The organism is Vallitalea longa (assembly GCF_027923465.1).
In the GTDB taxonomy this organism is placed as follows: domain Bacteria; phylum Bacillota; class Clostridia; order Lachnospirales; family Vallitaleaceae; genus Vallitalea; species Vallitalea longa.
Genome location: NZ_BRLB01000010.1, coordinates 134600 through 155947 on the forward strand (window position 1 = coordinate 134600; position 21348 = coordinate 155947).

Annotated in this window: 23 protein-coding genes; 1 reads left to right on the forward strand and 22 read right to left on the reverse strand. The window is 28.9% G+C overall.

Going from position 1 to position 21348, the window contains the following annotated elements; genetic code table 11:
- Positions 1-11 precede the first annotated feature (11 nt).
- From QMG30_RS15545 to wecB, 3 genes are all read right to left on the reverse strand, one after another.
- Positions 12-443, reverse strand: a complete 432-nt coding sequence (locus QMG30_RS15545) for an ATP synthase subunit I (protein ID WP_281816923.1) — start codon at positions 441-443, stop codon at positions 12-14.
- A gap of 1 nt (position 444) precedes the next feature.
- Positions 445-675 carry an AtpZ/AtpI family protein gene (locus QMG30_RS15550; RefSeq protein WP_281816925.1) on the reverse strand — a complete coding sequence of 77 codons (231 nt, stop codon included), beginning with the start codon at positions 673-675 and terminating at the stop codon, positions 445-447.
- Positions 676-810: 135 nt separating this feature from the next.
- The gene (gene wecB / locus QMG30_RS15555) at positions 811-1929 is read right to left on the reverse strand and encodes a non-hydrolyzing UDP-N-acetylglucosamine 2-epimerase (RefSeq protein WP_281816926.1); all 1119 of its coding nucleotides are present in this window, start codon (positions 1927-1929) and stop codon (positions 811-813) included.
- Between the two features lie 328 nt (positions 1930-2257).
- Here wecB and QMG30_RS15560 point away from each other — a divergent pair, with 328 nt between their 5' ends.
- Positions 2258-2722: an ACT domain-containing protein gene (locus tag QMG30_RS15560; RefSeq protein WP_281816928.1), complete on the forward strand. Its 465-nt coding sequence runs from the start codon at positions 2258-2260 to the stop codon at positions 2720-2722.
- A 136-nt stretch (positions 2723-2858) separates the two neighbouring features.
- Here QMG30_RS15560 and QMG30_RS15565 read toward each other — a convergent pair whose 3' ends face one another.
- The 19 genes from QMG30_RS15565 to QMG30_RS15655 all read right to left on the reverse strand — a co-directional run bounded on the left by QMG30_RS15565 (position 2859) and on the right by QMG30_RS15655 (position 21156).
- Positions 2859-3923 (reverse strand): glycosyltransferase family 4 protein, encoded by a 1065-nt coding sequence (locus QMG30_RS15565; RefSeq protein WP_281816930.1) that lies wholly within the window; start codon positions 3921-3923, stop codon positions 2859-2861.
- 26 nt (positions 3924-3949) lie between these two features.
- Positions 3950-4390, reverse strand: a complete 441-nt coding sequence (locus QMG30_RS15570; protein WP_281816932.1) for a deoxycytidylate deaminase — start codon at positions 4388-4390, stop codon at positions 3950-3952.
- 17 nt (positions 4391-4407) lie between these two features.
- Positions 4408-4839, reverse strand: a complete 432-nt coding sequence (rpiB, locus tag QMG30_RS15575; protein WP_281816935.1) for a ribose 5-phosphate isomerase B — start codon at positions 4837-4839, stop codon at positions 4408-4410.
- On the reverse strand, positions 4836-5297 hold the full coding sequence (locus tag QMG30_RS15580; RefSeq protein WP_281816938.1) for a low molecular weight protein arginine phosphatase: 462 nt from the start codon (positions 5295-5297) through the stop codon (positions 4836-4838). Before QMG30_RS15580 ends, rpiB begins: the two co-directional genes overlap by 4 nt.
- Before the next feature lie 26 nt (positions 5298-5323).
- Positions 5324-6376: an L-threonylcarbamoyladenylate synthase gene (locus tag QMG30_RS15585; protein WP_281816940.1), complete on the reverse strand. Its 1053-nt coding sequence runs from the start codon at positions 6374-6376 to the stop codon at positions 5324-5326.
- A gap of 105 nt (positions 6377-6481) precedes the next feature.
- Positions 6482-7309, reverse strand: a complete 828-nt coding sequence (locus QMG30_RS15590) for a CPBP family intramembrane glutamic endopeptidase (RefSeq protein ID WP_281816942.1) — start codon at positions 7307-7309, stop codon at positions 6482-6484.
- Positions 7310-7405: 96 nt separating this feature from the next.
- Positions 7406-8110 carry an N-acetylmuramoyl-L-alanine amidase CwlD gene (gene cwlD, locus QMG30_RS15595; RefSeq protein WP_281816943.1) on the reverse strand — a complete coding sequence of 235 codons (705 nt, stop codon included), beginning with the start codon at positions 8108-8110 and terminating at the stop codon, positions 7406-7408.
- A gap of 73 nt (positions 8111-8183) precedes the next feature.
- Complete coding sequence (locus QMG30_RS15600; protein WP_281816945.1) at positions 8184-9893, reverse strand: glycosyl hydrolase family 18 protein; 1710 nt, start codon at positions 9891-9893, stop codon at positions 8184-8186.
- Between the two features lie 338 nt (positions 9894-10231).
- On the reverse strand, positions 10232-10744 hold the full coding sequence (locus tag QMG30_RS15605) for a DUF5317 domain-containing protein (RefSeq protein WP_281816947.1): 513 nt from the start codon (positions 10742-10744) through the stop codon (positions 10232-10234).
- A gap of 165 nt (positions 10745-10909) precedes the next feature.
- Positions 10910-12163, reverse strand: a complete 1254-nt coding sequence (locus QMG30_RS15610) for an HD-GYP domain-containing protein (protein ID WP_281816949.1) — start codon at positions 12161-12163, stop codon at positions 10910-10912.
- Between the two features lie 250 nt (positions 12164-12413).
- Positions 12414-13040 carry a hypothetical protein gene (locus QMG30_RS15615; protein ID WP_281816952.1) on the reverse strand — a complete coding sequence of 209 codons (627 nt, stop codon included), beginning with the start codon at positions 13038-13040 and terminating at the stop codon, positions 12414-12416.
- Between the two features lie 127 nt (positions 13041-13167).
- The gene (locus QMG30_RS15620; RefSeq protein ID WP_281816955.1) at positions 13168-14031 is read right to left on the reverse strand and encodes a hypothetical protein; all 864 of its coding nucleotides are present in this window, start codon (positions 14029-14031) and stop codon (positions 13168-13170) included.
- Positions 14032-14084: 53 nt separating this feature from the next.
- Complete coding sequence (locus QMG30_RS15625; RefSeq protein ID WP_281816958.1) at positions 14085-15725, reverse strand: DUF6382 and FHA domain-containing protein; 1641 nt, start codon at positions 15723-15725, stop codon at positions 14085-14087.
- Positions 15726-15765: 40 nt separating this feature from the next.
- On the reverse strand, positions 15766-15942 hold the full coding sequence (locus QMG30_RS15630) for a Flp1 family type IVb pilin (RefSeq protein WP_281816960.1): 177 nt from the start codon (positions 15940-15942) through the stop codon (positions 15766-15768).
- A gap of 46 nt (positions 15943-15988) precedes the next feature.
- A complete protein-coding gene (locus QMG30_RS15635) occupies positions 15989-17485 on the reverse strand; it encodes a type II secretion system F family protein (protein WP_281816963.1) in 1497 nt (498 codons plus the stop codon).
- Between the two features lie 3 nt (positions 17486-17488).
- The gene (locus tag QMG30_RS15640) at positions 17489-18256 is read right to left on the reverse strand and encodes a type II secretion system F family protein (protein WP_281816965.1); all 768 of its coding nucleotides are present in this window, start codon (positions 18254-18256) and stop codon (positions 17489-17491) included.
- On the reverse strand, positions 18253-19482 hold the full coding sequence (locus QMG30_RS15645) for a TadA family conjugal transfer-associated ATPase (protein WP_281816967.1): 1230 nt from the start codon (positions 19480-19482) through the stop codon (positions 18253-18255). Before QMG30_RS15645 ends, QMG30_RS15640 begins: the two co-directional genes overlap by 4 nt.
- Entirely contained in the window at positions 19483-20595 is a 1113-nt protein-coding gene (locus QMG30_RS15650) for an AAA family ATPase (RefSeq protein ID WP_281816970.1), read from the reverse strand.
- Between the two features lie 27 nt (positions 20596-20622).
- A complete protein-coding gene (locus QMG30_RS15655) occupies positions 20623-21156 on the reverse strand; it encodes an A24 family peptidase (RefSeq protein ID WP_281816972.1) in 534 nt (177 codons plus the stop codon).
- Positions 21157-21348: the final 192 nt, after the last annotated feature.

Consider the following 21348-nt stretch of genomic DNA (forward strand, 5'->3'; position numbering starts at 1 on the left):
TATAGGAAACGTTAAAAATCCGACTCTTCTTCATCATCTTCCCATTCAACGAATTCTACAGAGCCATCTTTTGGTGTAGGTTTTTCTATGTATCCTTGCCAATATGCGGCTAATTTCACAGATACAAGTGAAATAATAACACCTACTAAATTAATTGTTGGTTCTAACGCTCCAACAACCAATACTAGAATAGTCAATAAATACCTTAAAAAGTAATGAAAATTTGCATATCTTTGGGCTGCCCTCGGAGGTTTGCTTAAAGCTTTTTTGAATGTTACTTCCATTAGTTTTAACTTAAGAATGGAAAATATTCCTCCAAGTAAAAGACCTTTACCATAAGCCATGATATTATCAACAAAAAATAAGCCTATAATAAATGAAAGGACTACTATGATAGTGATTTTAATTGTAAGTGGAATAATTATTGATTTTTCTGAATTCATATCAAGAGTCCTTCTTTCTCTTTTTACTACTATTCATAGCTATGACGTATAAATTTCGAAAGGCAGTCAACGCACCTAAAATTGTGAATATAATAAGAAATATTATACCTGTATCAAATCTTTCGTCAAGATAACTTCCTAGAAGAATACAGCCAATGATAGGTATCGCCATCAAAAAACCTATTTGTGTTAATAAAGATAAGCTTTTCATTATATTTGGATTAAACTTCATGAGTTTCTCCCTCTTAATAAAGTATTATACGCATGATTTCGTCGTATGTCTACAGCAATATCTATTTTTTTACAATTTACCTACAAATTATAATATGAAATAGAAAAAGCAAAAAACATAAACATATATGTGCATCTATTTTAATCTATTTATGATAATATCAACAATTCGATCAGACGCATTTCCATCACCATAAGGATTGACAGCATTTGCCATCTTCTTATACTCGTCAGCATCTTCGATTAATGATTTAGCTAAGTCATAAATAGTATCTTCTTCTGTTCCTGCAAGTTTTAATGTACCTGCCTCAACCCCTTCAGGTCTTTCTGTAACATTTCTTAGTACTAAAACAGGTTTACCCATAGAAGGAACTTCTTCCTGTAATCCACCTGAATCAGTCAAAACCAAATAGGAATTGTTCAATAGATTATGCATATCCTGCATTTCTAGAGGGTCTAATAAATGTATTCTTTCATTATTACCCAATATCCTATTAGCCACATCTCTAACCGCTGGATTGAGATGTACTGCATATACAACCTCTACATCTTCATAATCTTCAACTATCCTTAAGACAGCCTTGCAAATATTTTCTAGAGGCTCTCCTAGATTTTCTCTTCGATGAGCAGTCATAGCAATAATTTTTTTATTCTTATAATCCAAATGATTAAGTACATCATTTTTGAATTTATAATTATCTTTAATAGTGGTTTTCAAAGCATCTATAACTGTATTACCTGTTACATGAATTATATCTTCTGCAACTCCCTCTTTCAATAAATGCTCTCTTGCTGTGTTGGTAGGAGCGAAATGGAAATCAGTCAAACATCCTGTTAATTTCCTGTTCATTTCTTCTGGAAATGGTTCGTATTTGTTATATGTCCTAAGTCCTGCTTCTACATGTCCTACATTGACTTTATTATAAAATGCGGCTAAAGAACCGACAAAAGTAGTTGTTGTATCTCCATGAACAAGTACTATGTCAGGTTTAACTTCACTAATTATATTATTAAGTCCTTCTAATGCTCTAGTAGTAATCTGAGCAAGTGTTTGTCTTTCTTTCATGATGTTAAGATCATAATCTGGTGTTAAATTAAAAACTTCAAGTACTTGATCCAACATTTCTCTATGTTGAGCTGTTACACATACGATGCTCTCAGTATCTTCACATTTTTCTAGAGCTTTTACAACAGGACACATTTTAATAGCTTCAGGTCTTGTTCCAAAAATACTCATAACTTTTATTTTTGACATTAATACTTCCTCCTATATATCTAAGTTTTCCTATAATACTGTAACAATATTCCATTCCTTTTAACAATTCATTTTATATTATACAACCAATTTACATTGTATGCAAAATATTTTAGATAAATATTACAGTTATATTAAGAATATTGTTTACATTCTACAATTTTTTAAGTATATACTACATAATATTTTATTTATATTAATAGTTCACTGTTTATGTAGGTATTAAAAACTGATTTTTATAAAAAATACTATTTGTTACCCTGTTGAGTATGTGTTATAATCATTCTTATATTTAAAATTGTTAATTTCAATTGATAGGAGTGATTATATGGATAAAATTATTAGTAAACTTAACATTACACAAAATGTTACACTTATTACATTAGCTAATATACCTATTAATGATAAAAGTATTGCAGAAATATTCACTTCTTTAGCAAATGCTAATATTAATGTAGATATGATTAGCCAAACATCTCCATTAAAAGGAAAAATCAGTATATCTTTCACTCTACAAGACGATGTATTATTCAACGCTATACAAACGCTTAAATTTTACAAAAAAGATATTCCAAGTCTGCGTATTGATGTTAATTCCAACAATACTAAAATATCTTTATACGATGAAGAAATGAAATACCAACCTGGAATAGCCGCAAAAACTATGTCCATCCTATATGATGCTGATATAGACATCAAGATGATTACAACATCTGAAGTTGATATTTCCTACCTAATATATGCATCTGATCAAGAAAAAGCAATATCCCTCATTAATGACATAGTTAAATAACAAACATATTATAATAATTTTGAAGCTATCTCCTTAGTTTTTTTGAGATAGCTTTTTTAGATTTATCAATATTCAATTTCCCATGAACCATATAAATAATGGCGTTTATTTATGATATATTACAAACATAGCATTTTTATTTTTCTTTTGCTTTGATTTTTCTAACTATAGTATCAAGTAACCACACTGCAATTATTATAGCTATAATTATAATAGCAAAAGCAATATCATTCATAGCAATAAGGATTCCTGCTATACCAAATCCTCCACTAATACCATACAATGTAAGTACCGCTCTCTTATGGCTGTAACCTCTATCCACAAGTCTATGATGGAGATGACCCCGATCCGCCTGCATAACAGGTTTTCCATTAGCTAATCTTCTAAGTATAGCGAAAAATGTATCAAAAATAGGTAATCCTAATATTAAAACAGCTATGATGATTGTTATTGCAGTATAACTTTTAATAAGTCCTTGAATAGAAATCACTGACAAAGTAAATCCTAAAAAGGTTGAACCAGTATCACCCATATATATAGTTGCAGGACTAAAGTTATGAGGTAAGAAGCCTAAACATGAACCTGCAAGGGCAGCTGTTAAAAGTATAGCAGTTGTTTCACCATGTAATATAGATATAAACATCAAACATAACGCTGCAATAGAAGATATTCCTGTAGCTAGACCATCTAGCCCATCTATCAGATTAACTGCATTAGTTACACCTATAATCCAAATAATTGTTATAACATTACTAAAAGAACCAAGTAAAATAACACCATGAGGTGCCCATGGCCAGCTTACTGCTTGGATCGTAGTTCCTGTAAATATTACAATCAAAGCAGCTAATATTTGGAAAAACAATTTCAACTTAGCTGGTAAATCATAAATATCATCCAACAATCCAACGATTGTAATTACAGCTCCACCTAATATCAATCCAATTAAATGTTTTAATTCTAAATCATCAATTGAAGGAGCAATGATAGCTACTGTTATTATAAATCCAAGTACAATAGAAATTCCTCCTGCTAAAGGCATTGGTTTTGTATGCATACCTCTAGCTTTTGGCATATCGATTGCACCAACTTTATAAGCAAATTTTTTGCTAAGTGGTGTAGTTAAACACGCTATGGCAAAGGCAATTACAAAAGCGATGATATAAATTAAGTTGCTATCTATGCCTTTTAGAGAATCAAACATTTTCTTCCATCTCCCCTTTAAAAAGCTTATTCATATTTATCTACAATAATGCCTGCTTCTTTTAAAAGCTCCATGGAGAGTTCGTCTGGATACGATCCTTTAAAAACTACTCTTTTCAAACCAGCATTAATAATTAACTTGGAACATATTACACATGGTTGGTCTGTAACATATATAGTACCACCATCAATTGAAACTCCATGCATAGCAGCTTGTACTATTGCATTCTGTTCAGCATGAGAAGCTCTACAGAGTTCATGTCTCTGACCAGAAGGAATACCTAATTCTTCTCGTAAACATCCCACTTCTTCACAATGCTTACAACCAGATGGTGCACCATTATAACCTGTTGTAAGAATTCGTCTGTCTTTTACTATGACAGCTCCTACTTTTCTTCTTAGACAAGTTGATCTCCCTTTAATAATTTCAACAATATCCATAAAATATTCATCCCAAGATGGTCTCATATGTTTTCCCCCATAAATTAATTTGATTCAATTTTATTTATTCTTCTAATATGTCTTTCATCATTAGAAAACTCTGTATTCAAAAATATATCAACAATCATTTTTGCTAATTCACTACCAACAATTCTTCCACCAAGAGCTAATATATTAGCATTATTATGCTCTCTAGTTGCTTTTGCAGAAAAGCAATCATGGCACAATGCTGCTCTGATGCCTTTTATTTTGTTAGCTGTTATTGAAATACCGATACCTGTTCCACATATTAGTATTCCCTTTTCGCATTCTTTATTTACAATAGCATTACAAACTTTTTTTGCAAAATCAGGATAATCACATGATTTTTCATCATAACATCCATAATCTTTATATTCAACCTTATTAGCTTCTAAATATTCAATAATTTCTTGTTTTAATTGAAATCCACCGTGGTCACTACCAATTGCTATCATGATAATTCCTCCATATCTTTAATTTTAAAAACTAATTTGCTAATTAATAAGTTAATATCTTCTGCACATTTAACATAAACATCTTTTGAATTGCCATATGGATCCGTTATATCACCTATATCACCTAAGTATTCTTTTAACGTTATCACATGTTTCTTGATTCTTGGATATTTCATATGCAGATAATCTTTATGTCTGTCTGTCATAGTAAGAACTAATGTTCCATCATCAACTTCATCTTCTGTAAAAATAGTAGCCGTATGCTTAACGATTTCTGGATAATCCTTTTCTACTACTTCAACAACATATTCACTGGCTGGTGAAGGAAAGGTTACAAGTATTCCTCTTGACATAACTTTTATATCAATATTATTATCAATAAAGCTCTTATAGGCTAATGCTTCAGCCATTGGGCTTCTACAAGTATTACCTGTACACACAAAAATAATTTTTTTCATAGTATCACCTTATATGATTGAAGATTCTAATCAATATCTATAACTTTATTACCAGCTGCTTTCATTAACCTGTTCATAGTAGCTGTACCGATGTCTTTTATTGAAAAAGCTTCACAATAGATTACATCTACATTCATATCATCAAAGTCTCTAAGCACTTTAAATAAATTAGCTGCTATCTCTTTAGGATTTTTTTTATCTCCTATATTTATTATATTAACACATTCAAAATCATTTTGGGTTTGTTTAGTAGCTATAATACCTACTTTAGTTCCTTTCTCTTCTTCCATACTAACCAAATTATTTATATGAGAAATCACATTATGAGTTTCCCCTTTAAATATAGTTAAATCTGCATTGGGCGCATAATGCCTGTATTTCATACCAGGTGCTTTTGGAACTATATCCTTATTGTTTGATTTAATAGCCGGATCCACTTTAACTAAACCTATAACATCTTCTAACATTTCTTTTGTTACTCCACCTGGTCTTAGGATTGTTGGAACACTTTCAGACACATCAACTACCGTAGATTCAAGACCAATCTTACAAAAGCCACCATCAACAATCATATCCACTTTTCCAGATAGATCATTTATTACATGTTCAGCCTTTGTGGGACTTGGTTTTCCAGATACATTAGCACTTGGAGCGGCTATAGGTAGCCCTGAAGATCGTATTATATTTCTTGCAATTACATGAGAAGGCATTCTAATAGCTACCGTTGAAAGCCCTCCTGTTATTTTATCAGGAATGATATCTTTTTTTTCAAAAATTAGAGTTAAAGGTCCTGGCCAAAATTCGTCCATTAATTTTTGGGCTGTAGAATTAATATTCAATACATATCTTTTAACATCTTCCTTATCAGCAACATGTACAATTAACGGATTATCAGAAGGTCTTCCTTTTGCTTTATATATTTTTTCTACTGCGTTAATATCCAAAGCATTAGCCCCTATTCCATATACTGTTTCAGTGGGGAATGCAACTAGTTGTCCTTTTTTTAATATTTCTGCTGCCTCTACAATTATATTATTATCAATATTATTAACGTCTACTCTGCGAATTATTGTCTCCATAGTAATGTCTCCATAAATGATTTTATATTTTCTTAACCATTATACCATATATTTATTAAATTAAAAGTGCAACCTAATTAATAATATTCTTTTCACTTTATACCATTAATCCATGAACTCCGTAACTTTATTCTCTTCATTTTGTCTCATGGCATATATTATTCTTAACCCTATTATTGTCAATAATACTCCAGTAACTATAATTGTTATAAGGTAGTTAAAATCCATATTCTGAATCTGTACATTAGTGATAACCGCACTAAGAACATTAATTGTTATATGAAGAATGATTGAGCTATATAAACTTCCAGTCCATATGACCACATAACCAAATATGATACCAATCAGAAATGCATATGTACCTTGAACTAAATTCATATGACCTATACCAAAAAATATAGCTTGTATCATTACGGCTCCAAAAACACTGAATCCCGTTCTTAATTTGTTTAATATAATTCCCCTATATAATAATTCTTCAAAAATAGGAGAAAGTATTCCTACACATATTATAGTCGCATAAAACTCATTATTGGATATACTAGTCATCAGTTGTTCATATTTTGGTACTAAGTCGTAGATATTTATTAATGTTAGTATACCATCAATTGATATATTAATACCTATTCCACAGATTATGCATATGATTACCATTTTAATCGAAAGTCCTTTATCTAATTTGGTTTCATATGCCATATTCTTCTTACTGACTAGATAGATTATTAGAAAAACACTAAATGTGACTACCCATGCAATTAAGGTAATCAATAAAGAATTCGATTCAAAAAAACTGTTCAGATCTTGTTTATTATCTCTAACCATAGGAAATCTTACTGTAAAATAAATACCCGCAATAAAAACAGCTAGTATTTGTATCAGCTTAGAAATGATGACAAATACTATGCTATTGAAAAAAGCTCTAAATCTGTTCATCCAACGCACCTCCTTAATTTAAATTAAGACTGTCTTAAAATACATATTTCTAGCATTCAACCTACCATTTAAATGTGTTTTAAGACAGCCTTAAATTTAATTTTCATCTAAAAATTTTATGATACCAATGTAAATAGCCCATGCAATTTTATCCTGATAAACATCTGTATTCAATAATTCAGCTTCTTGATAATTAGATAAAAATCCACATTCTACTATAACACCTGGAATGTTTGTTTGCTTCAATATAAAATATGAATCACTGTCTTTTACTTGACGATTATTTTTGTTATCCACAAAAGTCTTGATTTCTTGTTGTATACATTGTGCCAATGTTTTCCCTTCATCTGAAGAATTGAAATAAAAAACTTGTGCACCTTTATATTTCTGTTGAGAAAAACTATTTTGATGTATGCTAACTAATATATCTCCTCCACTTGAATTAATTATTTCTTTTCTTTTATTCATATCTTCTCTTTTTTTATTGCTACTCGATTCATTATATAACCCATTATCATCTTCACGCGTCATAATAACATGTGCACCACTATATTCTAAGTAATCTTTCAGTTTTATAGCAATAGATAGGTTAATATCTTTTTCCAATTCTCCATTAACACCAACTTTTCCAGGATCGAAACCTCCATGCCCTGCATCCACCACAATAATATTTTTATCCTCAACACTAGAAAATACATTAATTACTTTGTTGGCATACAATATAGTTGCTATTAAAAATATCAACACTATTAATGAAACTACCCACATCAATACGTGAGTTTTTTTAATGATTATTATCATATATCCACCAAGAGTTTTTTATAAATATATTAATTAAGACATACCATTTATGCATATATCCTATATTTTACCTTCATTTCTTTAGATAATCCACTAGGACATCCCATACTTTATCTTTCGCTAAACCAATTGTCCAACCAGAAACTCCTGCAATCTCATTATCTATCGCAAGCTTGACCTTCTCTTCAATTGAACGTTCATCTTCTAACCACATTTTATATACGATATTATCTTCTTTATAATCTCCATAATATTGTTTGACATCATCATTCCATACTAGCTCCACATCGTTGTCGTCCATTTTTTTTCTAGCTCTATCCATGCTATAAGCCTTTGAAGTCACATTTACTATACCATCTGTTTCTTCTTCTCTCCAGAGACGTGTATAATAAGGCAATCCTAAAATGACTTTTTCTTTCTGTACTTCCTTTAAGGTATCTAATAAACCATTCTCAACAAATCCTATAGACGCCACAGAACCACTTTCCTCCGATGTAGACCAATGTTCATCATATGCCATAATTATTACATAGTCAACCACTTTACCAATTTCCGTTCTATTATAATGGGCAGTCCAAGCAGATGGTACATATGTGTCTACAGAAACAACTAACCCTTGTTCTTTCAAGTAAGGAGTTATCTCTCTAATAAATTGCACAAAATATACTCCATCTTCTTTGGCTACATTCTCAAAATCTATGTTAATACCATCTAGATTATAGATTGAGGCCAATGCTAATATTTGTTTTATGACTTTTTCACGTTTTTCAGTACTGCTTAGCACATCATGCGTAATCTTCTTATTGAATTCGTTTTTAAAAAGTGCCCACACCTGATATCCTTGAGATTTTACATATTTTACATATTCATTACTACCAATGTTACTTATGTCCCCTTCAGAATTCTTTATAGAAAACCAAGTCGGAGATATAACATCTAATCCTTTTACACCTTCTAATCTATCTTTTATATAATTGTTAGCGTCAATATGTCCTATGTTATCCCATGCAATATTAATTAAACCTTCAACATTCTTATTATTATTGTATTCTGGTTCTTCTTGAAGTTTTTCTAAATTAGGATAAATATCTTTTATTGCACCTAGATCATTTCTTTTCATATAACCTATCAACCCACTTTTACTTCTTACTTTTACCCAACCGTCTGGTATTTGTTCATAAACTCTTAATTGATCATTTGTAGATAATTTTTCTACAACCTTGCTTTTTTCACTTGTATCTATTCTTATATATGCTTTTTCTTTAGCAACATTGGATGTTTGATATTTGTTATCAACATAATCAATTGTAAGAATATTCAAGTCCTTATTATATTCAGATTGTATATGAGAAAACTGCATTATAAAATCTACCGGCACATAAGCCATATCCGTTTTGAATGTCTTGATAGGCATGTCCAACTGTAAAGGTTCATTATTTACAAAATATGTGAGATCATCATTTTTCATTCTTATAACTTTGTTTTTTGTAGTGTAAGTCAACGTAACTTCTTTTTCGTCCCAATAGTAATATGGATCTATATATTCATTTATTAAATTCACAGGTAAATATAGTACTTCATCAACAAATTCTGGCGAATAGTCTGTTTCAATATTCCTATCTTCTACAATAACTGATATACGTCCTTTTTGATATTTGGGTAGAATTTCTTCTATGTTAGCTTGTTCAAAATTTGGTAACATATCAATTATGTAATGATAAGCGAAAAATCCTATTAATGCTATAAGCATGAGTACCATTACAACTTTGACTGATTTTCTCATCAATTATCACTCCTTGAAGGTATTATACCACAAACTTCTTGTAGGTTTAACAGTAGTCGACAAATTAAATTGTTAACAAATTGTAACTTAATTGTATAAAAAGGTGATAATTTGTCGTTAAATCTATTTAAAGATTTTAATTTTATGATTAACGGTAGGCTACGTTCGTATTATATAACCCTTTATTTACCTGCATTAATTTAAAGTTGGGAAAGTTTAATTATTGACTTTATCTTAAGAAAATAAGATAAAAGAATGAAGGATCGGTCTGCATAAAACGTAATTATATACATATGAGTGGATTAAACTAATTATATACTAAAATTGATTACTTAACATTAATCTTTTTTAAACATTGCATATTGGATAATTAAGAATATGCCTACTAATAGAAATATATCTCCAATGCTGATAATCTTTGGTAATGGATACGGTTTGAGGATAGGGATTATATCAGATAGTATGTATGCTTTGGTAGTGGTAGTAGCTAATACATGTCCCTTGTCAAATGTAGCGTTTAGACCTTGAGGCAAGGCAACAGGCATTTGTCCATTATTTAATGCTATTGGTATTAAATTAAGGATGGTGCCTATAGTTAATAATCTCATTGATATTAATTTGTGGTTGATTATCAGTGGAATAAGTAATATTATATACGAAGATATATGTAAGAGATAAAAAATTGTATTATTTGTTTTTAGATAGTTTGTATACCTGACTGCTAGTGTTTGAAGTAATAAACTTATAATAATTAAATACCAAGCTTTGATTTGTATGTTTTCTAGATTTTTAAGTCTTCCTTTTCTTATATATCCAATTATAATTGATAGTATTATACCTTCTATTATCATGTTATCACCTTTTTAATATTCACTAAAATTTTTATTTCATTATATACTGATAGCTAATCAAAAGCTTTGTAGATAAAAGAGAGAAATGTTTTATTTTTTCTTTCTTAGTTACTCTACAAAGCCTTTAAAACAAAATTCTTTAATTGTTACATTTACATTATTAAATTATTCGTACATTACTTTTATAAATTTATCTACCAACCCTGGATTGAATTGAGTACCTTTATTAATCTTTAATTCCTCCAGGGCTTCAAATGAAGGCATAGCATTCTTGTATGGTCTATCTGTTGTCATTGCATCAAAGCTATCTGCTATTGCTAGAATAGCTGATTCTATAGGAATATCAACACCTTTTAATGAATCGGGATATCCCGTTCCATCATATTTTTCATGGTGATGCCTAATGATATCTGATATATCTTTTAGTGAATCAACATTGTTAAGTATTCTTGCTCCCATAACAGGGTGTTCTTTTATGATATCATATTCTTCTTTAGTCAATTTACCTTTTTTATTAAGTATGGTATCAGGTATTCCGATTTTCCCTATATCATGTAATAGTGCAGCTGTCCTTATCATCTCTACGTCTTTTCTTTTCATTCCACTTGCTTTTGCAAGTTTTACTGCATAATCTTGAACTCGATTGGCATGTCCTCCTGTATATGCATCTTTTACTTCTAATGCATCATTAAGTGCATGTATCGTTTCCATAGCCATTGTTTGGGAATCAAAGTAAAGTTTGAAAGAATATCGAGCAACTAGAAGAGGAGCAAAGAACAATACAATTACACCTTTACCATATTTAATATCTGCAAGAGCCATTATTATTCCTAGAGCGCTAATACCTAATAGATTTGGAACAATACCTTTTATATTGTTTTTGAAGGTTTCGATGATATTTCTACCATGAATAAAATAAATCATTATTGCTACTAAAAGTGAATTCATAATTTCACAAGTTAAAATTATTATTAGTACCGCTGGAATAAGATCCGACAGAGTTGTTAGCGTACCTTTTGAATAACCCAGTACACCATAGAGTATTTCCCCGGCAATACCAATAACAACAATAACTTGTGATACATTAAATATTGTTCTTGAAATCTTAGTATTGAATATATGTCTTCTTTCCCCTTCTATTATAGGCATTCTAAATATAAATCCTATACCTGTAGAGATAGCACTTACTAATGGTCCACATATAATCATAGTTGTAACAGTTACTGCAAGTCCAACAGAGACAGCTACCCCAGAAGGAAAAGATACTAGCAACGTTTCTGTTACAGTTGCAAGAAGTCCCCAGAATATTATATCTTCAACTGCTTCAATCTCATAATTATCATAAAGGAAATATAAAACAATAATTGCTAATATGCTCATTAATATAATATATATTAGCATACCTTTTTTATCTTTCATTATTATACCCCCATATATAAAAAGCCGACTAATCATTTATATGTATCCTACCAAACGCTTATCCAAGCACCTGCTGATAAAACTAATGATAATAAGCTTACTAAAGCTACAATAATTTTTTTCATTGAATATAGCCTCCCTTATCTTTATCTCTGCTAATCCGCTATATAGCAGGCTATATTCCACTCCGCTAGTCTATTCAATTGAAAAATTTTGATACCTCTCATTTAAATTAGTCGACCTCTCATAACTAATATATCAGCTGTAAAATATGCCTATTTATTGAATCCATTGTTGCTCTTGCAAGAGCTTCTTTAGAATCATTCCCAATTTTAGCTGAACCTGTATATATTTCTTCTCTACCCTTTAATTGAGATGAGATACTAACTACCATAACTTCTACATTGGATAAATTGACTCTTCTTGCATCTTCGAATACAAAAACATCATCTATCTCTAAGAATTTTTCAACAGCTTTTAAAACAGTATTTCCAAGAATTCTATTAATATTACTTGATGTATTTATACCAGACATACTACTCTCAAATACTTGTCCACATCTTTCCAAAACAACTCGAACTTCAACATTGGTACCATTATTATTGTATTCTATACTTTTAATTTTAAGTCTTGGGTCTGAATCCTGTCTTACTGTATCTCCTTTTATTTGGGCAATACTAACTTTTTTATAATCAATAGAAATGTCAAATTCAGATATAAGAATTGCTTCTATGTCTCTTAAGATTTGCTTAGGATTTCTTCTCAGATCAGATACTATGTGAATTTCATCAATACAATCATTCTCGTCAATAACTACTTTACATCCTTGAACTGATCTGATTTTTTTAAGATAGTTTTCCATTTTTTCAACATTCATTATGATATTAGCCCCCTCTCCAATCACTTAATGAATCTCCTTAAATTATATAGTAAAAAGGCAATAATTTCAATAAATATAAAATTTTATAGGATAAATATACCAGTTATAAGTATAATCATTAACACTATTCTTCAAATAACATATTCCATATAAGTTCTAACACATCATTTTCTTTAATATCTTTTATATTAGAGTAATTATCAGACAAATCTTCAATTTGTATGTCATTAACTTTATTGTAATTATCCAAATAACATGTTAACATTAATTCCAAATCATTATTTTCAAATATTATCTCTTCTTTTTTAATGTAATCTCTATTGTCTATATAAGAATTAAAAGTAATATGAAAATCATTTATATTAAGCTTATCCAATTTTCGGTTGAAGTCATAATCTCCATTAATAGTAATAATATCCATAATTGTAACCATATCATCTTTATTCAATATAGTAGAGATTTTATTTGTCATGATTTCTATAAATTTATCATTTGTTAATATAGAACTTCTGGATTTGATTATTTTTTCACTATCTATATAATTTACTATTTCTTTCACTTTCTCAAAATTAATGTTATCCATATTATGGTTATTTCCTATGTCTAAGTAATAATTTTTTTCTATAGTTGGAAATTGAAAATACAATTTATCATCAATCCTATAAATATTCCCTATAATCTTATTCTCTTGTAGATCATCAACACTAAGTGTTAAATCTAATTTTAATTTATTGTCAGAATTTCTAATAACCCCTTTATACAGAAGAGACATATTTTCTAATAATAACACATCTTCATTTTTATCACTTACTCTTATTGTTCCGTATACACTATAATTATTATTGGTTAATGACCTTAAACATGCCTTTAGCCTTTCATAATTTGATTTACCTATAGTATTAATAGGATAATTAATAAATACAATCAGTAAAATAAATATACCACTAATAACTATTAGTGGCATTTTTACTTTTAATTTTCTCTTCATATTATATAACTTGTATAGCAAAAATCTTACTTATACATTTTCCTTTCTAGAAATTACATATCTTTTCTAAAAATATACTCACAGTTAGATATAGTAATGGTCATACCATTATCCAGCTTATACTTTTTATTACCGCCCAATCTCTCTTGATTTAAGAATGTACCATTTTTTGAGTTTAGGTCAATTATATAATAATCATTTTGATCTTTAATGATTTTACAATGGATACGACTGACCGAACTATTTGAAATTATATAATCAACATGGCTTTCTAATTTTCCTATCAGAAATGGATTATTATCTATAATTATTTTATCCTGGGTATCCTCATTAATTAGATAAGGCTCAATCTCCAAATCAGTGTGAATAAAATCTTTTAGACAAATAGTTTCATCTTCATCTGAATTATCATCTTCATGTGCAGATGCATCTTCTAATTCCATCGTATCCGTTTCTATAACAGTCTTATCTTTCGTGAAAACCTCTTTGTCACTTACAACTAAAGGCTCATTAAATAAATGGCATCTGTTTTTGTGACTATCTTTGAAAGGATTATCAAATTGCTTAACATCCTCTGTTTTCTTCTTTACATTTTTATCTTTAGATTCTTTACTATTATTGTCTTGAGCCTTCATATAATCAAATGCTTTCTTAGAACTATATAAATCAATAGCTATCAACATACAAATACTTGCTAATAAAGATTCTATTTTTATCTTACCAGTTACATCTGAATATAAAATATTTGATTTCATTATTATTAAAAATAAAACTATGGTAATAATCTGTATAGTCGCTAATACTATATATGATAAATAATTACTTACTTTATTAAGCTCCATAGACTTTTTGTTTTTTTCTTTTATATTCTCTTTTTGTTTCTTTACCCTATTGCTTTTATTAATATATTTACTTATGCTTGATAGCTTTTTATTGATATTGGAATCTGCTTTTTTGTTTATAACTTCATTATCTTCTTTAACAATATTATTATTAACTTTATTTGCTTTTTCCCTTTTTTTATTCTGTTCAATCAACTTAGAAATAATTTCATTGTCTTCCTTGTTGTTTTCATTATTATCTTTATGTATAATCTTATTATCTATATTATGAGATTTTGTTTTTATTACCGTTTTTGTCTTTTTTTCATTAACTATAGATTGAATTTTATTAATATTAAAATCAGGTTGCTTACACGAAGTCATAATCTTATGCATTATCATGACAGCATTTACATCTTCTTGATCTATCTTATCAAACAAGAAATTAGTAAGATTAATTATATCATCAATTATTATCTTATCATTATTATCAAAAGGTACATAAACAAAACTTGGTTTAAAACCGTTTAAATCAATATATATCATATTAGGTTGTAATAATATTTTGTTACTGTCTAGAAAATACTTTTCACAGTTCTTAACAATATTAACTAAAGTATTGAAAAATTGAACTAACTCATTACTGTTTAGCTTCTTTCTTTCTAATATCTCATCTAGCTGCTGTTTAGATGTAATATTGTAATATAACTCTTTTTCTGCATTGAATGTCCTTATACTGATATCAAGAAAAGAATCAAGGGAATTCCTTTCTAACATTTCAACTTCATAATTTTCAATATTAGTAGCATCCTCTTTTTTCATAACTAAATAACTATTGATAGCATCTCTTTGGTATGTAATATTATGATTCATCAATTCACATCCTTCCTTGACCATTGTTCTAAGTTTTTTATTATTTGTAAACTTCCTCTGCATCATCAGTAATTTGACCAAGAATACCTTTAACTAACTTAGTTATTTGTTCTTTGAACAATAATGCTAATCCTACTAATACAATGATAATCAGAGCTATTTCTACTACCCCCATACCATCTTCTTCTTTCCAAAAATCTTTTAAAAGTTCTAACATGATTTATCCTCCTCTAAAATAATTATCTAAAAAATTCAGCACCAACTTACACACCAAGAGACATGAACGCAGGCATCATAACAATAATTATGATGATAACAAACATAATTCCCATTGGTATAAGTAACTTAGAGCTTGCTTTTTCTCCAGATTTTTTGGCTACATTTTTTCTTACATCCCATGCTTCATTTGCTTGATTTTGTAGTGCTACCACTAATGTATCATTACCCTTTTTGATGTTCTGAATAATCACCGTAGTAAATCTCATCATTTCAGGTATCTTACATCTTTTACCGAACTGTTCATATGCTTTCACTTCTGATACTCCATTAGTGAGGTCTTGAAGTGTTTCTAGCATTTCTTCATATAAATAATTTTTCTTAGTACGATCTTTAGTAACTTCATCATAATAATCTTTTGATATTCTTTTCCATGCACGACTTAATGTCATTCCAGCATTCAATAATAAAGTTAATTTAATAATAAATTCTGGAAAACTCATCCTTATCTCTGAACTTCTTTCATCCATTTTTTTTGTGACTTCATAATCTTTTAATAACATAAGTAAAATGACAACTATTAATCCCAGAATTAAAAATATAAGGGTATTATTACCACTAGACTTCAATATCCAATTAATTTTCCCATCTTGACCATCTATCTTAGTAGGAAGAACAACAACATCGTTTAACTCATCTAAAAGATTTTCTGTTGATAATTGATCTTCTATTGCCATTTTAACTAATTCCAATTTCTCTTCTCTTGTAAGTGTTTTCGGATACACTTTTATACCAATAATCTTATCAATACTTTCTCCTGCATAAGTAAGTGTTGCAATAATCTCCGCTTCATTACCTGTTTTGGAAATATTATCGTAATTTAACTCACCATCATCTTCCAAATAAGGACTATCAATATTCCAGACAATCCTAATATTCGAATCAGCGAACTCAGTTATTAGCTCTAGCTTTTTATCCACTACTTTTAGATTATCATTATTCCCTAATATATAATTAGGTAACTCATCAGCTACTTTTTTTAGAATTTCTTTAGCTTTATCTTTAGCTGGATTTACTTCTGGAATCAATACATTAATATCTCTAAGACTTTTTTCTCCATCAATTTCAATTTCTGCTTGTAAATCATATGATACATTTCCTTCTCCTAATGAAGGTCTCTTAATGGTATTATCTTTAATACTAATATTATCTCCACTCTGTAAACTTAAAATTAGCGTTATGAACAATACTCCCATGAACCCCATTATCCCCAAGGAAATTTTTTCAGCTTGATGCATTCTAAGGCGAAATTCATACTCTCTTTTTCCATATATAAGTAATATATTTTCCGTTACCTTATTATTTGGTTTCAATCTTTTATCAATAATCTTATCTAATACATAAAGAGATGTTGGCATGAGTTCCTTTAATTTGTATTCTTTCTTATCTACATATTTCATTTGTTCCTTGTACATACTTTTTGTCAGAAAAAAAACCACAAATAAAGCAATGAGCCCTATAAAACTTATAATTGTAAGTATCATTATCTACACCTCGATATCAGTAATTTTTTTGCCTATTTTATAACTTACCACAAAAAGCATTAGACATACTGTCATTAATATTCTTCCTCCTATCGTCGTATACATAACATCCAGATACCCTGGCGATGCTATTTGTAAATAAACTATCATTGCAGGAACTAATAGACTTAATATTTTCTGCTCGAACTGCTTACTTGATACCAGTACCTCTATTTCATTTTGTATTTCAATCTTTTCACTTATTACATTAGATGTATATCTAATGATACTAATTATGTTACCTCCCGTTCTTTTTGCAGTAACAAATACATTAGCAAAATTGGTGATATCGTCTATAGAAGCTCTATATGCGAACTCATCAATTGCATCCTCTATTGTCTCATTCATCTCTATCTTTCTAACAATGTACTCGAATTCCAAAATAATATATGTATCAGGGTCAGGATATAAAATTCTCAGATCATTAAGAACAGATTTAAAAGCACTTTCAATAGATTGTCCTGCTCCCAATGAAGAAGATAATGCATATATGGCTTCTTTAAACTGAAGTCTTAATTCCTTCTTTCTTTTTTTTATCAAATCGTTTTTTTTATATTTAGGATATAATAAACCTATACTAGATAATATTATTGCTATAATAAGATTGTCATAAAATAAAATACAAAGTAAATATACGACTGCAATAGCCATAACCGAATATTTGATTTTCTCTTTTATTTCCATATGATATACATTATAATTTATAAGCTCTTTACTAATATGATTTTTCATATTTCTTCTCCAATATCAATTCCTGCCATATTAAATTTATTTCTATGAATCAACTTATTACCAGTTTGAATAAGTTCACCCTGTACTTTATCATGATCCGTATTATCAGATTCTTGAAATTCATATAATGGGTTAAGTATTATATTTCCCTTTTCATATTTATCAATCTCAACAATCTCAAGCACTCTTCTAGATTTATCTCTAAGTCTTCCTAAATGGACCATTATATCAACAGCAGACGCAATCTGTTGCCTTATGGCTTCAAGAGGCATATTAGCCCCAGTTAAAATCATTGTCTCAAGTCTACTCAACATATCTTTGGTAGAATTGGCATGCCCTGTAGATAATGAACCATCATGTCCAGTATTCATGGCTTGAAGCATATCCAATGCTTCTGCTCCTCTAACCTCTCCTACAACTATCCTATCAGGACGCATTCTTAACGAAGATTTAATTAGGTCTCTTATACTAATTTGACCTTTCCCCTCAACATTCTCATTTCTTGTTTCAAGGCTAACCAAATTATCTACAGATCTGATTTGTAGCTCTGCAGAATCTTCAATAGTAATAATTCTTTCATCTCTAGGAATAAAATTTGATAGAACATTTAAGAAAGTAGTTTTTCCCGATCCTGTTCCTCCGCAAATAAAAATATTATATTTGGCTCTAACCATCTTTTCTAATATCTCTGCAATTTCATCTGTTAAACTATTCCATTTAACTAATTGCTCTATAGTAATTGGTTTATCCGGGAACTTTCTAATCGTAACTATGGGACCATTCAATGCAATAGGAGGTAATACGATATTAATTCTTGAACCATCTTCAAGTCTTGCATCAACAATAGGAGAAGCTTCATTAACAATTCTATTGACTTTAGCGACAACTTGCTGGATGACATCTTCCAATTTTGTTATACTTTCAAAAGAACTATCAATTTTCACTATTCTACCATTTTGTTCAATAAATATATTATCCTTACCATTTATCATGATTTCCGTGATTGTTTTATCCTCCAGAAGAGGTTGTAGAACATCTAGTCTTCTTATGGAATTAAATAGTTTATCTCCTAATTCATACCTTTTTGTAACACTGATATATTTTTTATTAGAATATTCTTTAATCACTTTATCAATTATATCTTTAATATATTCGTCTGTAGGATCTCTAGTCAAATCTATTCTATCACGTACTATATTCTTTAAATTATTTATATCTTCAACCAACTAAATGACCTCACCTTTTATTTCTTTATTCACATATCCTTTTAAAGTTCTTCCAAAACATCCTTCTAAATTCATATGATTTTTATTATCTTCGTATATATATAATTTATTATCATACGGAACATACAAATCAATTTTCTTATTGATTATCGTTACTCCTTGTAAAATTTGTTTCTGCATAATATTATTGTTAAAAATCATTTTTACATTACTATTTAGATCTTCAATACCTAGTTTTTTAAGATTATCATACAAACCCTGTAATTTCGTTATACTTATTCTATCTATATTAGTCAATAATAATACTTTATCGCATGTTTTCATGAGTTCTATATTTTTATCACTTAGGTTTGAATCAAAATCTAGTATTACTCTCTCATAATTAGAATTACATTTTATGAATTCTATTAATCTAACCAACTCATCTTCTGAAATTTCATAGATATCCCTATAACATGCAAGTGGAGAAAAATAATTCAATCCTGTATCTACGTCAACATTCTTAAGTCCTTCTATCTTCATCATCAGATTCTTGTTTTTTTGCTTTATGTAATATAATAAATCAGAAAAATTATTATTGTTATTACAATCAAGTATCCCTTTATAAGAAGCCATTTCTTCTAAACTTATAAATAAAGTGCTAATGCGGCTAGTAGCATAAGATTTAGCTATGCCTAATGATACTGTCGTTTTACCAATACCACCTACGGGTGAATAAACACCTATTACTTCACAGCTAACACTATTTTTTTTAATTATTATTTCATCCTTGCTGTTCTTAGAAAAAATACTCAATAATTCTCTAGCTATAGAATCTCCAGATTGATATTTATCTATAAAAGGATATTTAAGCATATTTTCAGGTATTCTGTCCGGTGTATTCATTATTGTGACTTGTACATTTTTTAGGTTAATATCTTCATTCATTAAACTAGGAGAAATCAATAATATATCTACTTTATTGATTTTCAAGTAATCCTCTAATAAATCTTTGTCATTAAAAGAGATAACATTAAAATCTGTTTCGTCCCATGACGCTAAATATTTTGATACTGCATTTAAATAACCTTTATCATTATCTGCTATAATTATCTTTAATTTAACCATACCCATCTTAAATAAACATTTCTCCTTTCTCTATTATCCAAAAACCTTTAAATCAATAAATATTTGATATATTGTTCCTGCTCCTATAGCATAGGATAATCTCATGACATGACTTCTATCCGTTTTATTAAGTTCATCATATATTCCTATCTGTCTATTGATGATATTATTATGTAGATAATTGAAAAAATGTTTGAATCTGATAATCAGATTTCTATTGATAATCATCTTAATAAGAGCTATACCACCAGCTATTATAAGCATATATAAAGATGCTCTAATCAAAAAATCCAAGCCTAATAAACCACCTATAACAGCAATCAACTTAATATCACCAGCACCTAACATCCTAAGTGCAAATAAAATAAATAAAACTATTATTGGTACTGTTATACCTGTAGTCCAATTAATAACGCCTGTAAAACCTAACTGAATACAATTTAGAGTAAATCCAGCAATCGCAAAAAATAGTATGATTGAATTTTTTATTACATAACTTTTGGTATCCGTATATAATACAACTACAAGTAATATCAATACGAGAACATACTTAATTATAAGAATCATACTTTCTATTCCTTCCTACTCCCAACCTTAATTTCAATATTTAATTTTAATACTACTACATCGTGGAAATTGATAAATTCAAGCAAGATCAGTATACATTATACAGATTTTATTGATTTATATATATAATTTATTATTAAATTAATTATCAATAAAAATTTTATTATATAATAGATATGTTAATATTTAACT